We start from the raw sequence: 22,344 nt of genomic DNA, 5'->3' as shown, positions 1-22,344 counted from the left end.
CCCCGGATGCCGGGGCCAGAGATCAGGATGGATAAAAACATAACAAGATTGAGGTGTGTATGGACTATGTAAAAATATCGCGGGCATTGCTGCCCCTGCTGGGTGGTAAAGAGAACATCGCCAGCGCTGCTCACTGTGCCACCCGGCTGCGGCTGGTGCTGGCCGATGATGAAAAAGCGGATACCACCGCGATTGGCCGGATTGAGGGCGTTAAAGGCTGCTTCCGCAATGCGGGCCAGCTTCAGGTTATCTTCGGCACCGGCGTGGTGAACAAGGTCTACGCTGCCTTTATCGCCGAGGCGGGCATCAGTGAATCGAGCAAATCTGAGGCCGCTGATATAGCCGCACGTAAGCTCAACCCTTTCCAGCGCATCGCTCGCCTGTTGTCGAACATCTTTGTGCCGATCATTCCGGCGATTGTGGCATCAGGTCTGCTGATGGGCCTGCTGGGGATGGTCAAAACTTACGGCTGGGTCAATCCGGAAAATGCGCTCTATATCATGCTGGATATGTGCAGCTCGGCGGCCTTTATTATCCTGCCGATCCTGATTGGCTTTACGGCTGCCCGCGAGTTTGGTGGTAACCCGTTTCTTGGTGCGACGCTGGGCGGCATTCTCACTCATCCGGCGCTGACCAACGCCTGGGGCGTCGCCGCCGGTTTCCACACCATGAACTTCTTCGGCATTGAAGTGGCGATGATTGGCTATCAGGGCACGGTGTTCCCGGTGCTGCTGGCGGTCTGGTTTATGAGCATGCTGGAAAAGCAGCTGCGTCGGGTTATCCCGGATGCGCTGGATCTGATCCTGACCCCGTTCCTGACGGTGATTATCTCCGGCTTTATTGCGCTGCTGATTATCGGTCCGGCAGGTCGTATGCTGGGTGATGGCATCTCCTTTATTCTCAGTACGCTGATTGCGCACGCCGGCTGGCTGGCAGGACTGGTGTTTGGTGGACTCTATTCGGTGATTGTGATTACCGGCGTCCATCACAGCTTTCACGCTATCGAAGCCGGGCTGCTGGGCAATCCTTCCATCGGCGTGAACTTCCTGCTGCCTATCTGGGCGATGGCGAACGTGGCTCAGGGCGGTGCCTGTCTGGCCGTATGGTTTAAAACCCGCGATGCGAAGATCAAAGCGATTTCGCTGCCTTCAGCGTTTTCCGCGCTACTGGGGATTACCGAGGCGGCTATCTTTGGTATTAACCTGCGCTTTATGAAACCCTTTATAGCGGGTCTGGTGGGTGGCGCGCTCGGTGGTGCCTGGGTGGTGTCGGTCCATGTTTATATGACTGCGGTCGGGCTGACCGGTCTGCCGGGCATGGCGATTGTCCAGGCGGGCTCTCTGCTCAACTATGTCATCGGCATCGCAATCGCGTTTACCACTGCGTTTGTGATCTCTTACCTGCTTAAATACAAAACGGATTCTGAATAATGGCCTCATCAACACGTCTTGCCGCCATTCTGCAGGCGGTGATGCAGGGTATGCCAAAGGCGCTCAGCGACAGCCACTACCCTGGCTGGCATCTGGCACCGGTAACCGGGCTGCTTAACGATCCCAACGGCTTTATCCATTTCGACGGTGAATATCATCTCTTCTATCAGTGGAACGCCCTGGAGTGCGCGCATCAGCAAAAATGCTGGGGACACTGGCGCTCAGCCGATCTGCTGCACTGGCAGCATCAGCCCATCGCCCTGATGCCGGACGAGGAGTATGACCGCAGCGGTTGTTACTCGGGCAGTGCGGTAGAGGATAACGGTGTACTGACGCTGATCTACACCGGTAATGTGAAGTTTGATGATGGTTCGCGCACCGCGTGGCAGTGTCTGGCGCAGCAGAACAGCGCGGGCGGTTTCGACAAACTCGGTCCGGTTATCGCCGTACCGGAGGGTTACACCGGCCACGTTCGCGATCCCAAAGTGTGGCGTCATGAAGATCACTGGTACATGGTGCTGGCCGCGCAGAATACCCAGCTGCAGGGCAGGGTGCTGCTGTTGCGTTCTGATAATCTGCGCGAATGGCAGAATCTCGGCGAGATTGCAGGCAGCGAACTGGGCGGGCTGGACGCCGCTGGCTACATGTGGGAGTGCCCGGATATGTTCACCCTCGGCGACAGCACGTATCTGATCTGCTGTCCGCAGGGTGTTGTGCCTGAAGAGAAACGCTACCTGAACAGTCACGCCTGCGCCTGGCTCAGTGGCTCGCTGGATTATCAGCAGCCTGCCTACCTGCATGGCCCGCTGAACGAAATGGATGCCGGGTTTGAATTCTATGCACCACAAACCACGCTGACCGCTGACGGCCGGCGTCTGCTGGTGGGCTGGATGGGAACGCCAGACGGTGAAGAGATGGCCCAGCCAACCGTGGCGCATCACTGGATCCATCAGATGACCTGTCTGCGCGAGCTGAGCTCCCGCAATGGCCGGCTCTGTCAGCAGCCGATTGCAGAACTGCAGGCGCTGCGGGAGAGGGAGCTGCACTATCAGGGCCGCGCCGATGACGCGCCGCCGATCGCCGCGCAGCGGCTGGAGCTTGAGCTGGAGAGCCTGGGCGATATAGAACTCAATTTCGCCGATACGCTGATACTGACGTGGCAGCAGAATGAACTGCGGCTTGCCCGTCGCAGCCTGGTATCGGGTCAATGGACCTATCGTTACTGGACAGGGGCTGCACGCCGGTTGCAGATCCTGTGTGACCACTCCAGCGTTGAGATCTTCATCAACGACGGGGAAGGGGTGATGAGCAGCCGTTATTTTCCGGACCATCCGGCGATGCTAACCCTGCGCGGTCGCGCAGAACTGCAGGCCCGCTACTGGTCGTTACGTCGCTGCATGGTAGAATAAGCCCTTGTTTCACTAACCGATGCCTTGCCGTGAGAAAAACCAAACGCGTTACCATCAGTGACATCGCCGGGCTGGCTGGGGTTTCTAAAGCCACTGCCAGCCTGGTGCTCAACGGCCGTGGCGAAGAGTTACGGGTGGCGAAGGAGACGCGTGAGCGGGTTCTGACACTGGCCCGGGAACACCATTATCAGCCCAGCATACACGCCCGTATGCTACATGACGCCCGCAGTCATACGCTGGGGCTGGTGGTGCCGGAGATCACCAACCACGGCTTTGCGGCCTTTTCCCATGCGCTGGAAAATCTCTGTCGCGCCGCCGGTCTGCAACTGCTGATCTCCTGCACCGATGAAAATGCCGGTCAGGAGATGGCCGTGGTCAATAACCTGGTGGCGCGTCAGGTCGACGGGTTGATTGTCGCCTCCAGTATGCTGAGCGACAGCGACTATGTCAGCCTCAGCGAACAGCTGCCGGTGCTGCTATTTGACCGCCACATGAACAATACCAGGCTGCCCTGGGTCATCACCGACTCTGTGACGCCCACCGCTGAGCTGGTCGAAAAGCTGGCGCGCACCTGTCCGGAGGAGATCTACTTTCTTGGCGGACAGTCTGACCTCTCCCCGACCCAGGATCGTCTGACGGGATTCAAAGAGGGACTGATGCGGGCGGGTGTGACGCTGCGGCCGGAGTGGATAATTCAGGGTAACTACCATCCCGGCAGTGGCTATGAGATGTTTGCCGCGCTCTGTCGCAGGCTGGGACGCCCCCCTAAAGCGATGTTCACCGCCGCCTGCGGTCTGCTGGAGGGAGTACTGCGCTACATTAGCGAGCATAACCTGCTGACCAGCGACATCCGCATTGCCAGTTTCGACGATCACTATCTCTATGATTCACTCTCCATTCCGATCGACACGGTTGAGCAGAATGTCCCGGCACTGGCGCAGGCCTGCTTTTCTATGCTGACCACGATGATCGCTGGTGAGGATCCCGCTGACAGTCAGCTTATCCTGCCCGCCACGCTGCGGCTGCGCGGTTAACCGCCGGGCGTTGCAGTGCTTTACCATTCGACCGGCAGGGCGCTGACGCCGCGCAGATTAGCTCTGTGGTTGCGGCGAACGCCAGCGGCCACGGGCCGCATCTCTGGCAATCGCGTCAGTAATACTTCCAGCGCCACCTCCATTTCTGCCAGTGCCAGCCGGTAGCCCATACAGTGATGTATACCGCCACCGAATGCCAGACAGCGCCCCTCATGCCGCCGGATATTCAGCCGTTCCGGAGAGGTAAATACCAGCGGGTCGTGATTGGCTGCACCAAGGCTAAGGAAGAAGCGGGTTCCGGGCGGGATGAGCTCTCCTGCCAGCTCAATCTCTTCCAGAGTCGTGCGGTAAAGCATCTGGACCGAACTGTCGTAGCGCAGACATTCCTCTATGGCATCGGGTATCAGCGCATGATTCTGTTTCAGGCTCGCAAGTTCCTGCGGATGAGCATGCAGGGCCAGAATGGTGTTGCACAGCATGTTTGACGTTGTCTCATGACCGGCAAGAAACAGCAGTATCACATTGGCGATGATCTCATCGTGATCCAGCTGGTCGCCGTCACTGTCGCTGCGCAGAAAAAGTGACACCAGATCGCTGGCGGTGCTGTCACGACGGGAGACGATCACGGCACTGAAGTAATTTTCCAGCACGGCAAAAGCTTCAGCGGCTTTCAGCAAATCTGGCTGACTGATTTGAGGATCGAAAACCCTGACCAGCGCAGAGGTAAGGCGACCCAGTTCTGGTGCATCAGATTCTGAGACATCCAGCATCCGGCAGATAATGCGCACCGGTAGCGGAAAAGCGAATGCCTGAGCCAGATCGCAGGCACGACGCCCTTCCAGTTCATCAACCAGTTCATTGGCTATCGTCAGCGCCATCTCCCGAAGAGATTTAATCTCCCGGGCGCTGAACGCCTTCATAACCAGTCCTCTTAACCGGTTATGATCGGGTGGGTTCAGCACCAGAAACATTCTGCTGATACCCTGAAACAGCGGCAGTCCGGCTGCATCATCACCAAATCTTACTCTGACACTTTCCATATAATTTTTACCGACCCGCCGGTCGTTCAGCAGGGCGTCCACCACCGCGTGACTGCCGCTGATGATGATCTTATCTCCGGCAGGGATAAGCGGTCCCTGCTGATGCAGTTTTCGATAAAGGGGAAAGGGATTGTCAGAGTAGTCGGGGTCCATGAGTTCATGAAGCTGCATAGCGTACTCCGCTGATAGAGGATTAGTGCTGGCGCTGAATGCGGGAGAGGGAAGCGAACAGGCTGTTTTTATCACTCTCACTGAGGTGAGGTGCCGTGAGGTGTGACATCAGAAATTCTTTGTCCTCCTGCGAGAAGGCGCCGGTCATCAGCCGCTGGCTGATCGCCGTCAGGAGCTGGGTATCCAGCTGTTGTATCTGCTGTCTGGTCTCGGCCAGATCCCTGACAGGAACAGCGCTGTCTGGTGATGAGAGCCAGTCAGCCCGATAGCGATACTGGATCGCCTTGCTGGCGTTCATCAAAGCGTGCACAAACGGCTCCACGGAGTGGGGTTCAAGCCCGGCCTGTTGTGCGTTTTGCAGCATGTTATCCAGCACCACCTGTTCCCGTGGCAGATCCTCAATAGGTAAATGATGCAATGCTTTATAACCCGCCACCGCTTTCATTACCTGCATCCGTTCGTTGAGTGAGGTAGAAAGCGCCCCAAGAGAGACGGATGAGACTGAACCTGCGAAAACGTTACTGCACATAAACAGTGAAGAGAAAAAAATTGCCACAAAGTGAGTCATTTGCCTGCTCCATAAATGAAAACTGGCACTAATTTAGGCATGAAAAAATAACTATGTATGATTATTTTGTTTTCAAAATGTGAATCACAAGGCGGGTCAGTGAAATGAGAACAGGTCATTAATTTTAAAGTTATTTTTTATCTTTATGGTCATTAAAAATTCACATTAATTTGCAATGCTGGCGGGTTGATTGGATATGACGTCTGAATGGATTCCCCCCTGATGCAGGTGGCGTTGCGCCATTTACGTCATCTCTGTGATGCCAGAATGAGTTTACGAGGCATGCCGGGTAGTGCGCACAGGAAAGCGCCATGCCGATCAGGGTTCAGGTATAATATGTTCCGCGAGTGTGGCCGTTTTTTAGCAGCAAAACGAGGTAGGTATGTCTGTATCCGAAGCTACTACCGGTGGTAAAAGTGTCGCGGCGTTAGTTGAGAGCCTGGAAAAACAGGCGGCAAAACGTTCAGACGCGAACTGGCACGAAGGTCTGAAAAGCAGCACCAAAATCGCACTGGAAAAAATTAATGGTGCGTTTGCTGCAAAATGGATCAGCGCAGACGAGAGCCTGAGCCTTAAGCAGCGCGTTTACAGTGTGCAGGATAAGTTGATTGAGCTGGCTTTATGGTGATTTAAATTGCCCGTCGGCTCGCACGTAAATCGGCAGGGGTAAAAAACTGATATTTCAGCACGCAGCGTCGCCCGGCATTTTGCGCGCTGCGCAGTGAAGGGGTGTTACCGGGCAGAATGGTACCGGTCAGCAGTGCCTTCTCACCATAATGATGATGAAGCTGCTGCAGCAAACGCTGCTGAGCGCGCGCGGCGAGTCCACGGCCCTGATAAGCGGGCATAATCACCTCATCCATAATCTGAAACCCCTCAATAAAGGTCAGTCGCCGGGGGACACAAATCATCAGCCCTGCCACTATTCCCTGCCAGATAATCAGAAACACATGTCCCGCGGCGATATCCTCCCGTAATTCCTGCCTGCTGGTTGCCAGTAGCTGATCGCGCAGATGCGGCAGCGTGTGCCAGCTGGCACGATAGGCGCGGTTAATCGCCGTGATACAGGCGGGATAATCCTTCCGGCGGGCTGTCACCAGTGAAATATCTTCGTCGACAGGAACAGAGAGTGAAGCCAGGTCGCTGAGGAAAAGCAGTTGATCGGTTATACCGATGTCAGGATAAGTCGCAGGCAACAGGATGCGCAGCTTCAGAGGTTTCAGCGGCTGCCATGCCTGCATAATGGCGCTAGCGACCCTGTAATCGATGATGCCGTCACGCGCAACAACCTCAATAAAGGGCTGTGCAGGATCGCCACCCAGATAGCGCGGCCCGGTGAGATAACGCTGGCCGTTTATCGTCAGTTCTCGCTGCAAAAAGGCGTGCTGGGGCAGACCGGTTTCACGCCATGGAAAGGCGGAAGAAAAATGGTGATCGTGGCATCGTGTCTGCTGCTGCGCCAGCCAGCTGGCAAGCCAGTCGCTGAGACGTTCAGATGAGACAGGAACAGTACGGTAGAGCGACACCATATAATCCAGCATAAGATTCCTTATTGCCCGCCGTCAGTGATCTCCTGCCTCGCTCCGCGATACATCTGTACCTTTGCCGGATTGCAGATGAGGCTGATGAGAGTGTAAACGATGTGCTCTGTTTATGACCATCTCAACCTCTCAGCCAGCACCATTACATCCCCTCTGCATGACGGCTCTGGACCTGCCAGACGGTGCAATGCTGACAATGTGAGCAGGTATACGTCATCTTCTGTGATCGCTTATCGTCGCCACCCTCTGAGCTGCATTAAACATGGGTTACGATCTATTCGGGTCTGGCTGGATTTCGTATACATGGTCAAATTAATTGATGAAATAAGGCAGGGTTGCCCAAAAATTTAAATGGGAAATAGATGCGAAATTTTTACGTAAATAATACGGAATCAGATAATCGGCAGCCGATAAATGGATTATGATAAAGAGGCTTTTCAATAATTATAAAATGTTCGATCTTTTTAACACCCGGGGGTTACATGGTTCATATTGATTTATGCACCCAGGAGGGCGTGATGAAAGCTTATGCTTTTCAGACGCCGATGCAGGCAATGACCCTGCTGGAAGAAATTAAAAATGATGAATTTCAGTGGTTTAATCTGGAGTGGGAAGGGCGCCGCTATACCTGTCCGCATCATTTTATTAAAAGGCTCAGCAGCCGCTCTTATATTAAATCTTTCTGGCGTTAAATTCGCTTAAAAGATAAGGCTGATGCACAATTACTTATTATTGATGCAGGTTTTATTTAACTGTTCTACGCATATTTTTAACGTAATGATAAACGGGGCAGAGCCTGCCCCGTTATTTTCAGCGACCATATGGCGTTGTTATCACGGTCAGCGGTAATAATAGTGCGTCATCTGCACAGATACCGGCCTGCTCAGTATCATTATTACCGCTTAATCATTTTCTGCTGTTGCTTATCAGGGCTATCGAAACGCTAAACAATCCTTTATGCAGGGCTGGACGGTTGTGTGCTGCGCCCGGCAATGCGCCGTGATCCTGTGTAAATCATCTTCTGTTCGGCCCTTGACGTGAAACGTCTACTGTTACACTCAGATGACACTTAATCCGGATCCCGACTGCAATGCCCCATGAAAAAATGCGCCTTCGCTCGCTGCTGACTTTGCTTTCCATCGGGGGCGTCATTCTGACCTCCGGTCTGCTGCTGAGTGCGCTGCTGCTGTTTCAGAAGGCCAACATCGAAGACAGTCTGCTTGAAGGGAACATTGCCTATGCCCGCAAGCTGGCTGATACCACCGATCGTTACCTGGCGACAGCACAACGTGAACTGGCCTGGAGTGCGTCGCAGATCAAGGGGCTTAGTGATATTAAACGACTGGAAGGAGAGAGCGATCGCCTGCGAATGCAGTCGGGTTTTTTCAACTCGGTGGTGGTGGTAAATCATGATGCCATTATTGCAGCAACCTCACCCGATAGTCTGAATCTTATTGGCGTGAAGCTGCACTCAGTTGCCAGCCTGCAGGCCATAGCGACTCAAAAGCCTTTTATCTCTGCTCCTTTTACCTCCGCGGCCGGTAACTATGTGGTGTTTTTATCACAACCGCTGTTCAGCGAAGATGGCCGCTATCTGGGCTACATTGGCGGGACTATTTATCTCAAGAAACAGAGCATGCTGAGCGAAATCCTGAGCCAGCATTTCTATTCCAATGGTTCAACGGTCAGCGTGGTCAGCAATGAAGGGCTGATTATTTTCAGTCATGACGCGGCGCGCGTCGGAACAAAGATGCTGCTGAGTCTGGCACTGCAGAAACAGCTCGCCACGACGGAAAGCGGGCATTTCACGCTGGAGAGTGAGGGGCAGCACTATCTGACCGGCTATGGCACACTGCATAAAACCGGCTGGAACGTTTTTATTACCGGCACCTCTGAAACGGTCAGGCATATTCTGATGCGCACGGCAGAAAGCGCCGTCTGGTTCGTTCTGGGCATTATTGCCGTAACAGCGGCCATTATTGCCTTTGTGGCCGGTCGAATCGCCTCTCCACTGGAAAAGCTGGCGGACAGAGTGCGCGATGGCGGCAGCGAAGCCCAGGCGGGATCTCTCGTCACGGTTAAAACCTGGTATTACGAGGCTGATCGGCTCAAAGAAGCCGTGCAGGCTCATCGGCACGCCGTTGCGGGTCATCTTGCCGCGCTAAACGATGAAGCGATGACCGATCCGCTGACCGGGCTCTGCAACCGACGCGGATTTTCGGCGCTGGCGGCGCAGTCAGACAGTGAGCATGAACAGTGTGCCATCGCCATTGATATTGACCATTTTAAGAAGATAAACGACTGGTACGGGCATGACGCGGGCGATGCGGTTCTGGTGAGCCTGGCAGCGTTGCTGCGTCAGGCCTGTCGCACCGGCGATATCGTCAGCCGGTTTGGTGGCGAGGAGTTTATTCTGCTGCTGCCGCATACCACGCTGGCTGATGCCGTCCGCACCGCGGAACGCATCCGTGAGACCGTCAGCGCCACCACCTTCCCGTTTGCCGGAACGATGACGATATCAGCCGGGGTGGCTTCACGGAGCGATCAGGATAGCGATCGCGACTCTCTGCTGCGGCGTGCCGATGAAGCGCTTTACGAAGCAAAAGCCGCCGGGCGTAATACCGTCATCATTGCCGGAGCTGAGGAGTTCAGCGCGTCTGATTCGGCCGGGTAAGATTCCGGGGTGTGTGGGACAGGCTCAGCACTTACTGCGTAATCGCCAGCCGAGCCACTCATCCAGTGCCGCTTCCGGCAGCGGCCTGGAGTAGAAAAAGCCCTGCGCCTGGTCGCAGCCGAACTCGGTCAGCGCCGTAACGGTTTCCGCATTCTCCACGCCCTCAGCCAGCACCATATAATCGAGATCTTTAAGCATCGCAATAATACTGCGGGCGATGACGCGCGATGCGGTGTCAGATGAAATTTCGCTGATCAGTGAACGGTCCAGCTTGATCACATCCAGCGGAATGCGCCGCAGATAACTGATGTTGCTGTAGCCGGTACCAAAGTCATCCAGTGAAATACCGAATCCACGAAGTTTCAGCATCTCAAGCCCCCGCATTGCGGTCGCGCTCTCCAGAATCCGTTCCGTCTCCAGACACTCAATGCCCAGCAGCGAAACCGGGAGCTTCGCCCTGATCATCTGCTCTTCCAGCTCGTCGGCAAAACCGTCACGTGAAAAATCGCTGCTGCTGACGTTAATGGTGATGGGCAACTGAATATAGCTGTTGCGCAGCCGGGAGAGCCGGGCGATTGCGTGCTCTGTCACCCAGGTGGTCAGTTCGCTGAGCAGCTCGGTTTGCACGGCAAAGGGTAAAAACTGTGCAGGAGACAGTTCGCCGCGCTGCGGATGCTGCCAGCGGATCAGAGCCTCCAGGCCAATTGGCTTGCCGCTGTGCAGACAGATTTTAGGCTGATACGCCAGCCATAACCCCTTATCCTGGCGTATCGCGATGGCCAGGTCATGCATCAGGGTGAAGTCCTGCGTATGGCGCGTATCAGTGGCCTCGCTGAAAGGCATCGAGGCGACGTCGCGTGTGATGGCCTCGTGCAGCGCGCTGACCGCACGCCGCAGGATCTCCTGGGCAGGCATCTCCCCGGTATTGAAACTCGCCTCACCGGTGTGGGTCATCAGTGCAACCGACAGCCCATCGCCGAGATCCGCGCTGATCCCGGCCAGCTTGTTTGCCACCCAGTTAGCAGTGAGTCTGCTCTCCTGACGTGTCAGCAGGGCAAAGCGCCCGGTGGCTACGGTGTAGAGCATCTCTCCTGGCGCAGGCCTCAGGCGCAGCGGCAGCAGTGTCGCCACATCTTTCAACAGGCTTTCAACCGGTCCCATGCCCATTGAGCGCGCAAGCTCGTAGGCGCGCGGCATATCGATACAGTCAATCAGCACCAGCCGCCGTGGCGTGGTGTCACCGGAGGCGGCAAGAAACTGCAGGTCGCGAATCAGACGCTGGCGGTTGGGCAGACCGGTTACCGGGTCGGCAAAGCCAGCCGAGTACCAGGCCTCAAGAAATGACATCACCAGTGCCGCCAGCATCTTCAGCATGGCGACCTGATCCGCATTAAAGGGATGAGGCGCGGTGTCAGTCACGCACAGCGTACCCAGTATCAGACCTGTGCTGCTTTTAAGCGGTACGCCGGCATAAAAGCGGATAAAAGGCGCGCCAACAATCAGCGGATGCTCAGCAAAGCGGGTATCCAGCAACGTATCGGGTACTACCACGGTGCTGTCACTGTCCACTGCATGCCGGCAGAGCGAGTCCTGCCGGGAGGATTGAGTGAGTGTGAAATTTTGCGCAGCCTTAACATGCTGCATCTCATCATCCAGTACGGAGATAAAGCTGCCGGGTATACCGAGTGCCTGGCTGGCCAGCCGGACGAACTGTCGCAACACATCGTCACGACTTTCGTCGTTACTGCGCAGCGCGTGCAGGGTTCGCGTGCGGCAATCGTCGCCGCCGCTGAGACTCATAAGCATGGATTCCTCCGCACCGGCTGGTTACGGCGCGAAATTAAACAGAAAAATTGAAGGGTATGATGTCATGACTACAGGCAAATTCTGCAAAAAGAAAGAGTCATGACCATTTATTTTTTATCCCACTGCACGGCATTGCTGGTCAGAATAGCAAATCACTTTTCTTTAACGAAATATTTTAGTAATCACGATTCTATTATTTTGTCGTTAAAAACTTTTAATTTCTTAAATATCCTGCCAGTATACAGAGTATAAACATAGTGCACTATATAATAACGCACTAAAGTAGATGACATAACTTATTTTTGTTTAATTTTAACTACACCAATGACAACATCGGGGAAACCTCATGAATTCACTCAGGCATTTCACTATCCGCCGCGTTGTGCTGTGGATGATGATCGTCTCTCTGGGCATCGTCGTGCTGGCCGGTGGCTACAGCAGCCAGGTCGTGCGCGATATCTTTCGTCAAACCGATCGTTCAGCCGTTCTGACGCAGCAACTGAGCTTTCTGGCGCATAGCGCTATCGTCATGCAGAGCGGTACGTCAGCCGATAAAAACGCGCTCGTCGCCTCAACCCCGGCCGATGCTGACTGGGATAACGTCCGCGCGGCACTTACGACAACCCCCTCAGAATACGCAACGGTTGCACGTGCGCAGCTGGACAAGGTGACGCAGCAGCTGGCACGGAATCAGGCACCCCTGAAGGCTGACCGGCATCGGCTTGAGGGCGTATTGCTGGCAGCACTGCTGGCGGCAGTGGCGTTGCTGCTGTTTTGTGACCGCTATCTGGTCGTCCATCTGGTGCGTCCGGTAGGTAAAATTCGCGGTCATTTAAAAATTATTGCCGATGGCGATCTGACGCGCGAGCCGGAAGATCTGGGGCGCAACTGTGTCGGGCAACTGGTGCCGCTGGTCAAAGAGATGCAGCACAGTCTGTTGCAGACGGTCAGCGCTATCCGAGACAACGCAGCCATTCTTCATCGTGAAGCGGGGGACATTGCTGCGGGTAACGCCGATCTCTCCGACCGGACATCCACTCAGGCTGCTGCGCTGGAGCAGACCGCAGCCAGCATGGAGGAGATTACCGTCACCGTGCGTCACAATGCACAGAATGCCCGCGAGGCACGTGAACTGGCTGCCAGCACCACGGATACGACTCAGCAGGGCGTGGAACTGGTTCAGTTGGTATCGGCAGCCATCACCAGCATCGCTCAGGGATCAGAAAAAATCCGGCAGTTCACCACCACTATTAATGGTATTGCGTTTCAGACCAACATTCTGGCGTTAAACGCCGCTGTAGAAGCTGCCCGTGCGGGTGAGCAGGGCCGCGGCTTCGCGGTGGTCGCCAGTGAGGTACGTTCACTGGCACAGCGAAGTGCTGCTGCCTCTAAAGAGATCGAAGAGCTGATTGCCGATACCGTGGCACGCGTTGACGATGGACGGCGGGCGGCTGAGAGCGCAGGAACCACCATGGAAGCCGTGCTGCGCGGCGTCGGCGGCGTGAATGAACTGATCGGACAGATTGCGCTGGCTTCGGATGAACAGAGCAAAGGGATTGCCCAGGTCACGGTCGCGGTAGCAGAACTTGACCGCGTAACGCAGCAGAATGCGACGCTGGTTCAGCAGGTTTCGGCGACGGCAGGCAGTCTCAGTGGACAGACTGAAACGCTGGGCAGCGTGATTACGCGCTTTACCCTGCCGCACCACCCCCTTGCCGTAGAGCCTAAACGCGTCACGCCTGATGAAAAAGGCGGCTGGGCAACATTTGCTCGGGCATAGCCTGAACAAATATTTTCTGAACTGTAGATAATGTCTGTCCGGCACGGAATAACGATTAATATTCACTCTTTTTAAAAGAGGGATGAAACGGTCATTTTTGTGCGTGTGATTGACGTTGATCATCATTCGATCAACGCCACCATTCAGAATGGCAATTACTATTCTCAGCGGTGCAAAAATTATCCGGGCAGCGATTTAAATATAATTCAGGTTATTTTCTCTGTTTTTACTGGTGCGTTACGCTTTCCTGATAAGTGTAAAACGCCGGGCTGTTAAAACTTAACTCAAATTTATGTTTTGGCCGCAGGCGTGTTCTTCCGCCCGGCCATCTCGCCGGGGCACCGTATGCGGAGCGTTTATATGGGAAATCAAATTTTACAGCGGCCTGTCGCCGTCCAGCACAACGTACGTGAGCTACGCCTTGCGGCCGGTCTCTCTCAGGAGATTGCAGCCGAGCGTTTCGATCTTAGTCAGCGTGTCTGGCAGACCAAAGAAGCATCGAAAAATCCTGTGCTGCTCAGTCAGGGAGAGTATGAACTGCTGATGCTGCTCGCCGGAGAGCATCCGCACTATCAACTGGTACCAAAGCTGAAAAAGTAAGGCGTTCATCCTCTGTTTTCTCTTAAGTAAAGTCATGTCGGGCCGATATAGAGAGCTAAGCGAGGCGCATTACCGCCTGTCTGATCTGCTCTGGCCAGATAATCCTGGGCGGTCCGCCGCACTCTCTCTGGCAGGCATAACGTGTTAACTGATGCCTCGCTGTCTGCGGTGTCAGCTTTATCGGACTCAGCGCGGCAACCTGTTGCTGCCGGGTTTACTGACGGGCCTTTCTTCCGGCAACGGATCGGCAGCGAACTCTGCGCGTTCTGTCTGATTGAACGTGTCCTCTTTATGCTGTGTCAGGCCAGCCACAGCAGATAACACCAGAGGAGAGTTACGCTGAAACGTCCAGTTTATCATGATGCCGAGGCGGCTCGCCTCGACGCACTTAAGCAGTATCATCTGATGGATTCACCGCCGACCGATGCGCTGGATCGCCTCACTACGCTTGCCGCGCGGCTGTTTCGGGTGCCGGTCGCTTTTGTCTCGCTTATCGACGAAAAGCGGCAGTTCTTCGCCTCCCGGTACGGTTTAAATATTTCAGGTACGGCACGCAACGTCGCCTTCTGCCACCATACGCTGGCGCAGGGCGATATCCTCTGCGTGCCCGATACGCTGAAAGATCCGCGCTTCCGCGACAGTCCGCTGGTTCACGGCTACCCCTTTATCCGCTTTTACGCGGGGATCCCGCTTTCGACCCCGGATGGGCATCATATTGGCACGGTCTGCCTGACCGACAGCCATCCTCGTGAGCCGTTAACTGCAGAGGATCGAAAGCATCTGAACGATATTGCTGCACTGGTGATGGATCGCATGGAGATGCATCGTCTGGAGTTATTGCGCTACACCAGCCAGCAGCGACTCGAGGCGATCTCATCCACTTCGCCTGACGCCATTGTCTGCACTGACCTTCGGCGTGGCATAACCTTCTGGAACCCGGCCGCCACCGCGCTGTTCGGCTACAGCGCAGAGGAGATGCGCGGCCAGTATATCAGCGAGCTGATCCCTGCTCGCTGCCAGGCTGACTACCGTAATGAACTGGTCCGGATTACCTCTGACGAAGCGGCTATCTCGCACCCTCGCTCTTTGCAGATATGGGGTGTTACGCGTGAAGGTCGTGAATTTCCGGCAGAGGTCTCTTTTTCGGGCTGGCGTGAAGAGGGCGAACGGCTGGTGGGCATGATCATCCGCGATGTCACGGCCCGCTATGAGAGTGAGGCGCGGCTCTGTGAGCTGGCCTCACTGGATATGCTGACACGTCTCGCCAGCCGCAGCGCGTTTATGGATCAGGTCGGCCAGCTGACCAGGGCGGGCGTCCCCTATACGTTACTGATGACCGATCTCGATGGTTTTAAAGAGGTTAACGATACGCTGGGGCATGCTGCAGGCGATGCGTTGTTGTGCCACGTTGCCGAACAGATTCGTGCGGTCTGCGCCAGTGCCGTGACGGCTGCGCGCCTGGGCGGTGATGAATTTGTGATCCTGTTAGCGGGCGGCAGCGCAGAGGCGGCGATCACGGCGGAGAAACTGATTGCGGCCGTTCAGACGCCGTTCCGCTATCACGACTCACCAGTGGTGGTCGGTGCCAGCACCGGCATCGCCTCCTATCCGGAGCACGGCAGGGATCCCTCTTCGGTGATGTCCGCCGCTGATCTGGCGCTCTATCGCGCCAAAGCGTCGGGTAAAGGCTGCAGCATGCTGTTTATGCCCGCGTTTCGTGAAGCGGAGCAGCAGCGGCGCCGTTTTGAGCGCGAACTGGAAACGGCGGTGCGGCAGCAGCAGTTCACTCTTTACTATCAGCCCCGCTACGACGTTGAAAGCGGAAAGCTTATTGGCTGCGAGACGCTGGTGCGCTGGCAGCATCCGACGCGCGGGCTGCTGTTGCCGGCTGAATTTATCGGCATGCTGGTTAAAAGTCCGCTTTCAGTCACGCTGGGTGAATGGATCATCCGCAGTGCTCTGGCACAGGTCCGGCAGTGGCAGGTTCGCTCTCCTCAGCTTCGCGTCAGCATTAACCTGTTTCCGCGCCAGCTGGCAGGGAACAGCCTGGAGACGGTAATACGTGAGAGTGCCGGAGGCGATGCCGGTTTTGTTGAGCTGGAAGTGGATGAGCCACTGCTGGCCGTGCTGATGCAGGATATGCCGGTTCAGGTTGACGCCGTACGCCGAACGGGAGCCTCGTTCGTTATCGATCATTACGGGCGTACGCTGGGGGCGATTAACCTGCTGCGCTATAGCGTTGTGACGGGTTTTAAAATCGATAAGTCGATGACGCACGAGCTGGGTTCCAGCATGCGGGTGCGTATGATGTTCCGGGCCATTACCGCGCTCGGCAAAAGCCTGGGTATCCGGGTGGCCGCCGAAGGGGTGGAAGACAAAGAGCAGATCGCTTTTGTTACGGCCGCCGGATGCGACATTATGCAGGGCAATGGCCTGTGCCAGCCACTGACGCCGGCGGACTTTGAGGCGATGCTGTGCGGAGAGGAGCACTGTGCGCCCGCTATCGCTATCGCCAGCGGTTATGACGTTACGCCACGCTAATCGGTATGATTGTGGCGAACGGAGCGGAGGATGCCCGACGCTGATAGTCTGCGCCTCAGGGTGAGTGTGCGGGCTGGTATTCCTGTTTCAGCAAGCCGAAGATCCAGTCATCCTGCCACTGGCCGTTGAGGAAGAAGTTCTGCCGCAACGTCCCCTCCTGCACAAAGCCCGCTGAAATCAGGGTCCGGCGTGAGGCCGCATTGCCTGCTGTCACCGTCGCGATCAGTTTGCGGTATTCCTGTTGCTCAAAGCAGAACGTGATAATGGCATGCAGAGACTCGCTGCCGTAGCCTTTGCCCTGCGCATCTGCGGCCAGAATAAAGCCAAACTCCGCAATACCCTCTCCACGATCGATAAACCCGCAAAAGCCAGCCGGAGCACCGGATGTTTTTTCTCCGATAACCAGACAGAGCCAGTGCCTGCAGCCCTTGTACCAGGCGGGCAGGCGGACATCAAATGAGTGGGTTCTGATCTCTTCAGCGCTGCGCGGATCGCTGATGTACTGCATCACCGATCTATCCTGACTGACTGCCAGATAGAAGGGCCAGTCTTCCTGCCGAAGTGGCCGATAAGTCAGGCGCGGCGAGGTGACTTTCAGCGGTATTTCAGCCGGTACTTTAGCAGACTCTTCAGTTGTCATCGTGCAACTCCCTGCGGATCGGATCTCTGTGGCGATGGCGCAAAAATAACACAGAGTGGCTGACTGGCGGGACGCGCTTTTGCCGCTCTGCGAGGTATCCCGCAATCCCGACGCTATCTCAACAGCTCCTGCTCTCGTGCATTGTCCAGCTCCCGCTTGCCACATTTGCTCTTATCGCTGCGCTGTCAGGCCTTCTGTCCACTTCATTGCTACGCTTTTAGCCAGATGGCTGAAAATTGATCCTGATGAGAGTAATCCCCATGGAATTGAAAACGTTTGAAACTGGAGCCTGGGCTGCGCTGCAGGAATCTGCAACCGATCCACAGGGTGGATTTCGTTATCTGATGCTCTGTACGGTCGATGCTCTGCTACAACCTCAGGCGCGCACCGTGGTTCTGCGCAAGTGTGCCGATGACCGCAGGATGCTGACATTTCATACGGATGTTCGCAGCCCGAAGTGGCAGGAGATGGCGGCGAATCCGCAGGTCACCGTGCTGGGATATTGCCATCAGCGTCGCCTGCAGTTACGGCTGGCAGGGCGGGTTGCGTGTTATGCGGCGGGAAGTGATGTTGCCCGGGCAGCCTGGCGTGCGTTACCGCAGCACACGCGGCAGACTTACACCGGCGGACCTCCGGGGGAAGCACGGGCAACGGCTGATGAGACGCCTGACGCGGCAGCAACGGAAACCGGGGAATCCCGCTTTGGCGTGGTGATTTTGCAGGCCAGTGTGCTGGACGCCTATCAGCTTCAGCGAAACGAAAATCAGCGCGCCCTGTTTCGCTATTCGGCTAATGGCGAACTGCAGGAAAGCGAATGGCTTAACCCCTGACCCGATATGCCTGATTCACTTCGGGTCGGGTTAACGCCTGATTGATCCTCTTTCCGCACGCGATAAAAGAGATTTCACTGTCTGCCGCTTCGTTAGCTGTTTTTTATCTGCCGCACCGCTTAATCGATTTTAGCACCACGTTATCTTCATATAATGGCGTTTTTCTGCTTTTTACTGTCTTTTGTCATTGTTTGTGCCAGGCTTTAACTAACCGAAAAGCAGTGACTTATGCTCAAGGTAAAGAAAAGTACAAATGATCGCTCTGTATTACAGGCAGGTTAAACATGAACAATCAACCTCCTGAAAAACCAGGGTCAGAGGGTAGCGACCAGGTGCTAAGCCTGGCGGAGGAAACCGTTGAGGTCTCGAAACAGCGGGTCATCGACGGTCATGTCAGGGTTACCCGACAGGTCACTGAGCATCAGCAGAAGATTGCGCTGATGCTCCGGCACCAGACGGCGGAAATAGAACGCATTCCTAAATCGGAACGGCTGGCTGAGATGCCGGAGATCCGTGAAGAAAATGGCGTTCTGATCATTCCTGTCGTTGAAGAGGAAATCGAGATCGTTCGTCATCTGGTGCTGAAAGAGGAGTGGCATATCCGCAAAGTTGTCAGTGAGGAAGCGACAGAACAGGTCGTCTCCCTGCGCAAACAGCACGCTCACCTGACCCGTACACCCTATTCAGAGCCGTCCGAATCCATCACCGAGGAACACAACATGGCGCGTGAAACAATCGTAACAATGTTCAGCAATATCTCACTGGCAGAGGGTGCAAAGCGTAACCTGATCAAGGCCGGGTTCCTGGATGATGACATTGATATCATCTCCGGTGATCGTTTGCGTACCGAAGGTCAGGAGGCCCGTCACCCTGGCTTCTGGCAACGCCTGTTCGGCAATACGCTGGAGGAGGATCAGGCCGAAGTGTATGAAGACGCGATGCGAACCGGCGGAGTAGTGCTGTCGCTGCGGGCCGATGAAGATGAGTTACCTCGCGCCCTGGGCATCCTTGATGCACATGAAGAACTTACCGAGCGCAGTGCGGCGCTGCCCGATGATTACGCGCCCGGTTACGCGACCAGTGATGGTCTGACTGCACCTGCCAGTGGAACGCTTCAGGATAATGCCGCCGTCGATCCGCTCTCTAACGATCCTGCCCATCGTGGCGCTGCCCGTACCGCCCTGACCGGTGACGAAAGTGACGAGGATGTACTGCGTCTGGCCGAGGAGCGACTGGAAGTGGGTAAACGTCTGGTAAGTGAAGGTTCAACCCGCGTTCGTCGCTACACTGTCACCGATCAGGTCTCAGAAAATGTCTCGCTGCATGAGCAGCACGCCGCAATCTTCCGTCGTCCGGTGAATGAATCAGGTTCACCCACTCATGTTGACTGGTCTGAAAAAACTGTCGAAGTGGAAGAGACGCATGAGCAGCCCGTAATTAATAAGACCGCGGAGATCATTGAAGAGGTGGTGTTACGCAAAGAGACAAGCGATCGGGTTGAAACTATCAACGATTCGGTACGCCGTCAGGAAGTGGATATTGACCATGCCAGTACAGATCCTCTCGGTGCAGACCGGCTGACCGGGAATCGTACTGTGGCCGATCCGTTGCTTGAAAGCACACGTCAGGCCCGCGCTGACCACGACACTCGTCCGGTAACGCCAGGCAGCGAGCCAGCGCATAAAGAGGGTTTTGCTGAGAAAGCTGGTGATAAAATCGCAGAAGCGAAAGAGAAAGTCGAAGACAAGTTTAAAAAGCCGTAATGCCGGAGCGGTGATTGTCGCCTTCTATGCCTGAAAACCCGTCGCAGACGGGTTTTTTTCATAAATCACACTGAAATTCTGTAGGCAATTTAATGGCATCACTTAGACCTGACACCCGTTGACGGAGAATGGCCACATTGAAAGTTGTATAGAGCTCTCGTCTTAAGTGTGTGTACGTTATTCGTGACCTGCCCCTAGTATTAGATACAACGATCAGTTAGTAATGTCGGTTTGTTCACCTTCTGATTTTCCATTTCTCCAGCCTGCTGCAAATTCAGACGGCGTCTGGTAATTCAGCGATGAATGAGGTCTGGACTCGTTATAGTCCTGCCGCCAGTCATTAATGATTTTCCGGGCATGAACAATATCGCTGAACCAGTGTTCATTCAGGCATTCATCGCGAAAGCGTCCGTTAAAACTCTCAATAAATCCGTTCTGTGTCGGTTTACCGGGCTGAATAAGCCGCAGCTCCACGCAATGCTCAAAGGCTCATTGGTCAAGTGCTCTACAGTTAAACTCCGGCCCCTGGTCAGTTCTTATCGTAGCCGGATATCCGCGAAACAGCGCAATACTGTCCAGAATATGCGTGACCTGCACGCCTGAAATCCCAAAGGCAACAGTGACAGTCAGGCATTCCTTTGTGAAGTCATCGACGCAGTTAAGGGACTTGATCCTGCGACCGGTGGCCAGTTCATCCATGACGAAATCCATTGACCAGGTCAGATTGGGCGCATCCGGGCGAAGCAGCGGAAGCCGCTCAGTCGCCAGACCCTTACGACGTCGTCTGCGCTTCACACTCAGGCCGTTAAGGTGATAAATGCGGTATACCCGCTTGTGGTTGACGTGAAGGCCCTCACGACGCAATAACTGCCAGATCCGCCGGTAACCAAAGCGACGGCGTTCAGGTGCCAGCTCTGTGATGCGTAGAGATAGCTGCGCGTCAGCAGCCGGACGCTGAGCTGAATAACGGCAGGTTGAAAGAGACAGACCTGCCAGCCTGCAGGCACGACGTTGCGACAGACCCGTTGCATCACATATGACTTCCACGGCTTCCCGCTTCTGGTCTGTCGTCAGAACTTTCGACCCAAAGCCACCTGAAGCGCCTCCTTATCCAGCATGGCTTCGGCGAGCAGCTTCTTAAGGCGGACGTTCTCCTCTTCAAGTAACTTAAGCCGCTTTACCTCAGGGACTTCCATGCCGCCAAACTTCTTGCGCCAGGTGTAGAAAGTAGCGTCTGAAATAGCATACTTACGGCAGAGTTCCCGTGCAGAAACCCCGGCTTCGGCCTCGCGGAGGATACTGATGATCTGTTCGTAGGAAAACGCTTCTTCATGGGGATGCCCTCATGTGGCTTATGAAGACATTACTAACATCGGGGTGTACTAATCAACGGGGAGCAGGTCATATCAGTCATAGCACCATCGCTTGGCACGGGCTGACTCGATTACCATCCCGATAGTAAGAGGGATGGCCTCGCGCGGGTTTTTTGGATAGTAGAGGCTGAAAGTCACCAGATCAGAATCCATTCCAAACGCATCGAAGACGTTCTGAAGGCATTCCGCAGCGTCCTCCGGGTCAAGCTTCATGTCCTGATTAAGCGACATCTCTGGCGTGAGTGTTTTTTTCCGGAACGTAAGCAGCGATCGGCCGTTCCACGGCTCAATGAGTGCCATTACGCGTGCCTGTGTGTCATCTACCATAACTTATCCTCCCCGCGAGCGATGGCATTGTACAGTCTGACCGAATTGAAACTGATATCGGCAACGTCTCTTGCCAGAATCACCCAGCCCACGACGGGTATCGCCCGACCAACAAAGGTGCTGAGCTTATGCGTAAAAAGGATACGCGCGGTCCGGGGCGGGTATCCCCCTACGATGGTGGGGAGCTGTATGCCGAAAGGAAACTTGGCGTTAGGGAATACTCTGCGTGCTGCCCGTGAGGCATAGGAGGTACCTTTGAGAGCATCGCGCGGTTTGGTGCGGGTAGTCAGGACATTACGTCCAGACAGGATGGCCACGATCGCTCCGAAGTCATCAATGCCCAGCTGTTCAGCGACTTCTTCACAGAAAATCATGAAAAAGAGCTCACCAGCGGTGAGGTTCGGTCTACCTGCGTAGAAATAGGTGTTATTGAGTTCTTCAGTCGTATCCACTGCCAGCTCCCACAAGTTCACTTCATTCATCATCCTGATGCTTTTTAAACAATACCTCGCGCGTTCATGCTTGACAACCTGACGGTCTGGGACAGGATAATAAAAAACGGTAATTTCACCTCATCTCCCTACAGGCACTCGCGGCATCATTTCAGAAATGGGCATGGTTTCGCTATCCTTATGTCTTAAATGATTTTTTATGCCGTCAGCGCGCTGAATAACGGGAGCGGGACGGCACCAGGCACTCTGGAGTGCATACCTGGCCATAGAGAGATAAAGGTTATAGAAAGGTTCGTGGGGTATTAAACATTTCCCATTCTTTATATCCATACCTTACATAGACCTGCATTTATCGATACCACCGG

Annotated in this window: 18 protein-coding genes and 1 pseudogene; 11 read left to right on the top strand and 8 right to left on the bottom strand. The window is 55.0% G+C overall.

Annotation, left to right across the window (positions count from 1 at the left end; all coding sequences use genetic code 11):
* Positions 1-59 precede the first annotated feature (59 nt).
* The 3 genes from ACO6VX_RS13510 to ACO6VX_RS13500 are packed head-to-tail and all read left to right on the top strand — an operon-like array spanning position 60 to position 3,873.
* Positions 60-1,430 carry a sucrose-specific PTS transporter subunit IIBC gene (locus ACO6VX_RS13510; RefSeq protein ID WP_010256928.1) on the top strand — a complete coding sequence of 457 codons (1,371 nt, stop codon included), beginning with the start codon at positions 60-62 and terminating at the stop codon, positions 1,428-1,430.
* A complete protein-coding gene (locus ACO6VX_RS13505) occupies positions 1,430-2,839 on the top strand; it encodes a sucrose-6-phosphate hydrolase (protein WP_033759900.1) in 1,410 nt (469 codons plus the stop codon). The genes ACO6VX_RS13510 and ACO6VX_RS13505 overlap by 1 nt, the downstream gene beginning before the upstream one ends.
* Before the next feature lie 29 nt (positions 2,840-2,868).
* Entirely contained in the window at positions 2,869-3,873 is a 1,005-nt protein-coding gene (locus ACO6VX_RS13500; protein ID WP_163852362.1) for a substrate-binding domain-containing protein, read from the top strand.
* A gap of 20 nt (positions 3,874-3,893) precedes the next feature.
* On the opposite strand, the gene ACO6VX_RS13495 is transcribed toward ACO6VX_RS13500, so the two are convergent.
* Together ACO6VX_RS13495 and ACO6VX_RS13490 are read right to left on the bottom strand one after the other, a co-directional pair.
* Complete coding sequence (locus ACO6VX_RS13495) at positions 3,894-5,084, bottom strand: cytochrome P450 (protein WP_163852361.1); 1,191 nt, start codon at positions 5,082-5,084, stop codon at positions 3,894-3,896.
* Positions 5,085-5,106: 22 nt separating this feature from the next.
* Positions 5,107-5,652, bottom strand: a complete 546-nt coding sequence (locus ACO6VX_RS13490; RefSeq protein ID WP_033781041.1) for a chorismate mutase — start codon at positions 5,650-5,652, stop codon at positions 5,107-5,109.
* Between the two features lie 382 nt (positions 5,653-6,034).
* Between ACO6VX_RS13490 and ACO6VX_RS13485 the strand changes: the two genes are divergently transcribed.
* Positions 6,035-6,280: a hypothetical protein gene (locus ACO6VX_RS13485; RefSeq protein WP_010256916.1), complete on the top strand. Its 246-nt coding sequence runs from the start codon at positions 6,035-6,037 to the stop codon at positions 6,278-6,280.
* Between the two features lies 1 nt (position 6,281).
* Here ACO6VX_RS13485 and ACO6VX_RS13480 read toward each other — a convergent pair whose 3' ends face one another.
* A complete protein-coding gene (locus ACO6VX_RS13480) occupies positions 6,282-7,193 on the bottom strand; it encodes a GNAT family N-acetyltransferase (protein WP_033774047.1) in 912 nt (303 codons plus the stop codon).
* A gap of 518 nt (positions 7,194-7,711) precedes the next feature.
* On the opposite strand from ACO6VX_RS13480, the gene ACO6VX_RS13475 reads away from it, so the two are divergent.
* Both ACO6VX_RS13475 and ACO6VX_RS13470 read left to right on the top strand, forming a co-directional pair.
* The gene (locus ACO6VX_RS13475; protein WP_010671965.1) at positions 7,712-7,885 is read left to right on the top strand and encodes a hypothetical protein; all 174 of its coding nucleotides are present in this window, start codon (positions 7,712-7,714) and stop codon (positions 7,883-7,885) included.
* Between the two features lie 398 nt (positions 7,886-8,283).
* Positions 8,284-9,867: a diguanylate cyclase gene (locus ACO6VX_RS13470; RefSeq protein ID WP_422431606.1), complete on the top strand. Its 1,584-nt coding sequence runs from the start codon at positions 8,284-8,286 to the stop codon at positions 9,865-9,867.
* A 24-nt stretch (positions 9,868-9,891) separates the two neighbouring features.
* Here ACO6VX_RS13470 and ACO6VX_RS13465 read toward each other — a convergent pair whose 3' ends face one another.
* Complete coding sequence (locus ACO6VX_RS13465) at positions 9,892-11,673, bottom strand: sensor domain-containing diguanylate cyclase (RefSeq protein WP_029519494.1); 1,782 nt, start codon at positions 11,671-11,673, stop codon at positions 9,892-9,894.
* 346 nt (positions 11,674-12,019) lie between these two features.
* Here ACO6VX_RS13465 and ACO6VX_RS13460 point away from each other — a divergent pair, with 346 nt between their 5' ends.
* The 3 genes from ACO6VX_RS13460 (at position 12,020) to ACO6VX_RS13450 (ending at position 16,594) form a co-directional block, all read left to right on the top strand.
* Positions 12,020-13,453, top strand: coding sequence for a methyl-accepting chemotaxis protein (locus tag ACO6VX_RS13460; RefSeq protein ID WP_010256904.1), 1,434 nt, complete (start codon positions 12,020-12,022; stop codon positions 13,451-13,453).
* A 360-nt stretch (positions 13,454-13,813) separates the two neighbouring features.
* Positions 13,814-14,053, top strand: a complete 240-nt coding sequence (locus tag ACO6VX_RS13455) for a hypothetical protein (protein ID WP_422431603.1) — start codon at positions 13,814-13,816, stop codon at positions 14,051-14,053.
* A gap of 405 nt (positions 14,054-14,458) precedes the next feature.
* A complete protein-coding gene (locus ACO6VX_RS13450; RefSeq protein ID WP_033759888.1) occupies positions 14,459-16,594 on the top strand; it encodes a putative bifunctional diguanylate cyclase/phosphodiesterase in 2,136 nt (711 codons plus the stop codon).
* 55 nt (positions 16,595-16,649) lie between these two features.
* Here the strand turns inward: ACO6VX_RS13450 and ACO6VX_RS13445 are convergent, their stop codons facing one another.
* Entirely contained in the window at positions 16,650-17,234 is a 585-nt protein-coding gene (locus tag ACO6VX_RS13445) for a GNAT family N-acetyltransferase (RefSeq protein WP_010671972.1), read from the bottom strand.
* A gap of 260 nt (positions 17,235-17,494) precedes the next feature.
* Between ACO6VX_RS13445 and ACO6VX_RS13440 the strand changes: the two genes are divergently transcribed.
* Positions 17,495-18,064: a pyridoxamine 5'-phosphate oxidase family protein gene (locus tag ACO6VX_RS13440; protein ID WP_010671973.1), complete on the top strand. Its 570-nt coding sequence runs from the start codon at positions 17,495-17,497 to the stop codon at positions 18,062-18,064.
* Positions 18,065-18,348: 284 nt separating this feature from the next.
* Positions 18,349-19,827, top strand: a complete 1,479-nt coding sequence (locus ACO6VX_RS13435) for a YsnF/AvaK domain-containing protein (RefSeq protein ID WP_061902429.1) — start codon at positions 18,349-18,351, stop codon at positions 19,825-19,827.
* A gap of 213 nt (positions 19,828-20,040) precedes the next feature.
* On the opposite strand, the pseudogene ACO6VX_RS13430 reads toward ACO6VX_RS13435, so the two are convergent.
* The 3 genes and pseudogenes from ACO6VX_RS13430 to ACO6VX_RS13420 form a co-directional block, all read right to left on the bottom strand.
* Positions 20,041-21,134 (bottom strand): annotated as a pseudogene (locus ACO6VX_RS13430) (IS3 family transposase).
* Positions 21,135-21,233: 99 nt separating this feature from the next.
* Positions 21,234-21,527 carry a DUF1493 family protein gene (locus ACO6VX_RS13425; RefSeq protein WP_256844750.1) on the bottom strand — a complete coding sequence of 98 codons (294 nt, stop codon included), beginning with the start codon at positions 21,525-21,527 and terminating at the stop codon, positions 21,234-21,236.
* A complete protein-coding gene (locus ACO6VX_RS13420) occupies positions 21,521-21,979 on the bottom strand; it encodes an STM2901 family protein (RefSeq protein WP_031292265.1) in 459 nt (152 codons plus the stop codon). Before ACO6VX_RS13420 ends, ACO6VX_RS13425 begins: the two co-directional genes overlap by 7 nt.
* Between the last annotated feature and the right edge of the window lie 365 nt (positions 21,980-22,344).

The organism is Pantoea sp. BJFS-204, from assembly GCF_049310725.1.
In the GTDB taxonomy this organism is placed as follows: Bacteria; Pseudomonadota; Gammaproteobacteria; order Enterobacterales; family Enterobacteriaceae; genus Pantoea; species Pantoea agglomerans.
This window is presented reverse-complemented; position numbering and strand designations above follow the sequence as displayed.

Coding starts and splice junctions, on each gene's coding strand:
- ACO6VX_RS13475 (WP_010671965.1), top strand. CDS start 7,712: ATGAAAGCTTATGCTTTTCAGACGCCGATGCAGGCAATGACCCTGCTG.
- ACO6VX_RS13460 (WP_010256904.1), top strand. CDS start 12,020: ATGAATTCACTCAGGCATTTCACTATCCGCCGCGTTGTGCTGTGGATG.
- ACO6VX_RS13465 (WP_029519494.1), bottom strand. CDS start 11,673: ATGCTTATGAGTCTCAGCGGCGGCGACGATTGCCGCACGCGAACCCTG.
- ACO6VX_RS13440 (WP_010671973.1), top strand. CDS start 17,495: ATGGAATTGAAAACGTTTGAAACTGGAGCCTGGGCTGCGCTGCAGGAA.
- ACO6VX_RS13510 (WP_010256928.1), top strand. CDS start 60: ATGGACTATGTAAAAATATCGCGGGCATTGCTGCCCCTGCTGGGTGGT.
- ACO6VX_RS13480 (WP_033774047.1), bottom strand. CDS start 7,193: ATGCTGGATTATATGGTGTCGCTCTACCGTACTGTTCCTGTCTCATCT.
- ACO6VX_RS13485 (WP_010256916.1), top strand. CDS start 6,035: ATGTCTGTATCCGAAGCTACTACCGGTGGTAAAAGTGTCGCGGCGTTA.
- ACO6VX_RS13455 (WP_422431603.1), top strand. CDS start 13,814: ATGGGAAATCAAATTTTACAGCGGCCTGTCGCCGTCCAGCACAACGTA.
- ACO6VX_RS13445 (WP_010671972.1), bottom strand. CDS start 17,234: ATGACAACTGAAGAGTCTGCTAAAGTACCGGCTGAAATACCGCTGAAA.
- ACO6VX_RS13505 (WP_033759900.1), top strand. CDS start 1,430: ATGGCCTCATCAACACGTCTTGCCGCCATTCTGCAGGCGGTGATGCAG.
- ACO6VX_RS13470 (WP_422431606.1), top strand. CDS start 8,284: ATGCCCCATGAAAAAATGCGCCTTCGCTCGCTGCTGACTTTGCTTTCC.
- ACO6VX_RS13450 (WP_033759888.1), top strand. CDS start 14,459: ATGGATTCACCGCCGACCGATGCGCTGGATCGCCTCACTACGCTTGCC.
- ACO6VX_RS13435 (WP_061902429.1), top strand. CDS start 18,349: ATGAACAATCAACCTCCTGAAAAACCAGGGTCAGAGGGTAGCGACCAG.
- ACO6VX_RS13490 (WP_033781041.1), bottom strand. CDS start 5,652: ATGACTCACTTTGTGGCAATTTTTTTCTCTTCACTGTTTATGTGCAGT.
- ACO6VX_RS13425 (WP_256844750.1), bottom strand. CDS start 21,527: ATGGTAGATGACACACAGGCACGCGTAATGGCACTCATTGAGCCGTGG.
- ACO6VX_RS13495 (WP_163852361.1), bottom strand. CDS start 5,084: ATGCAGCTTCATGAACTCATGGACCCCGACTACTCTGACAATCCCTTT.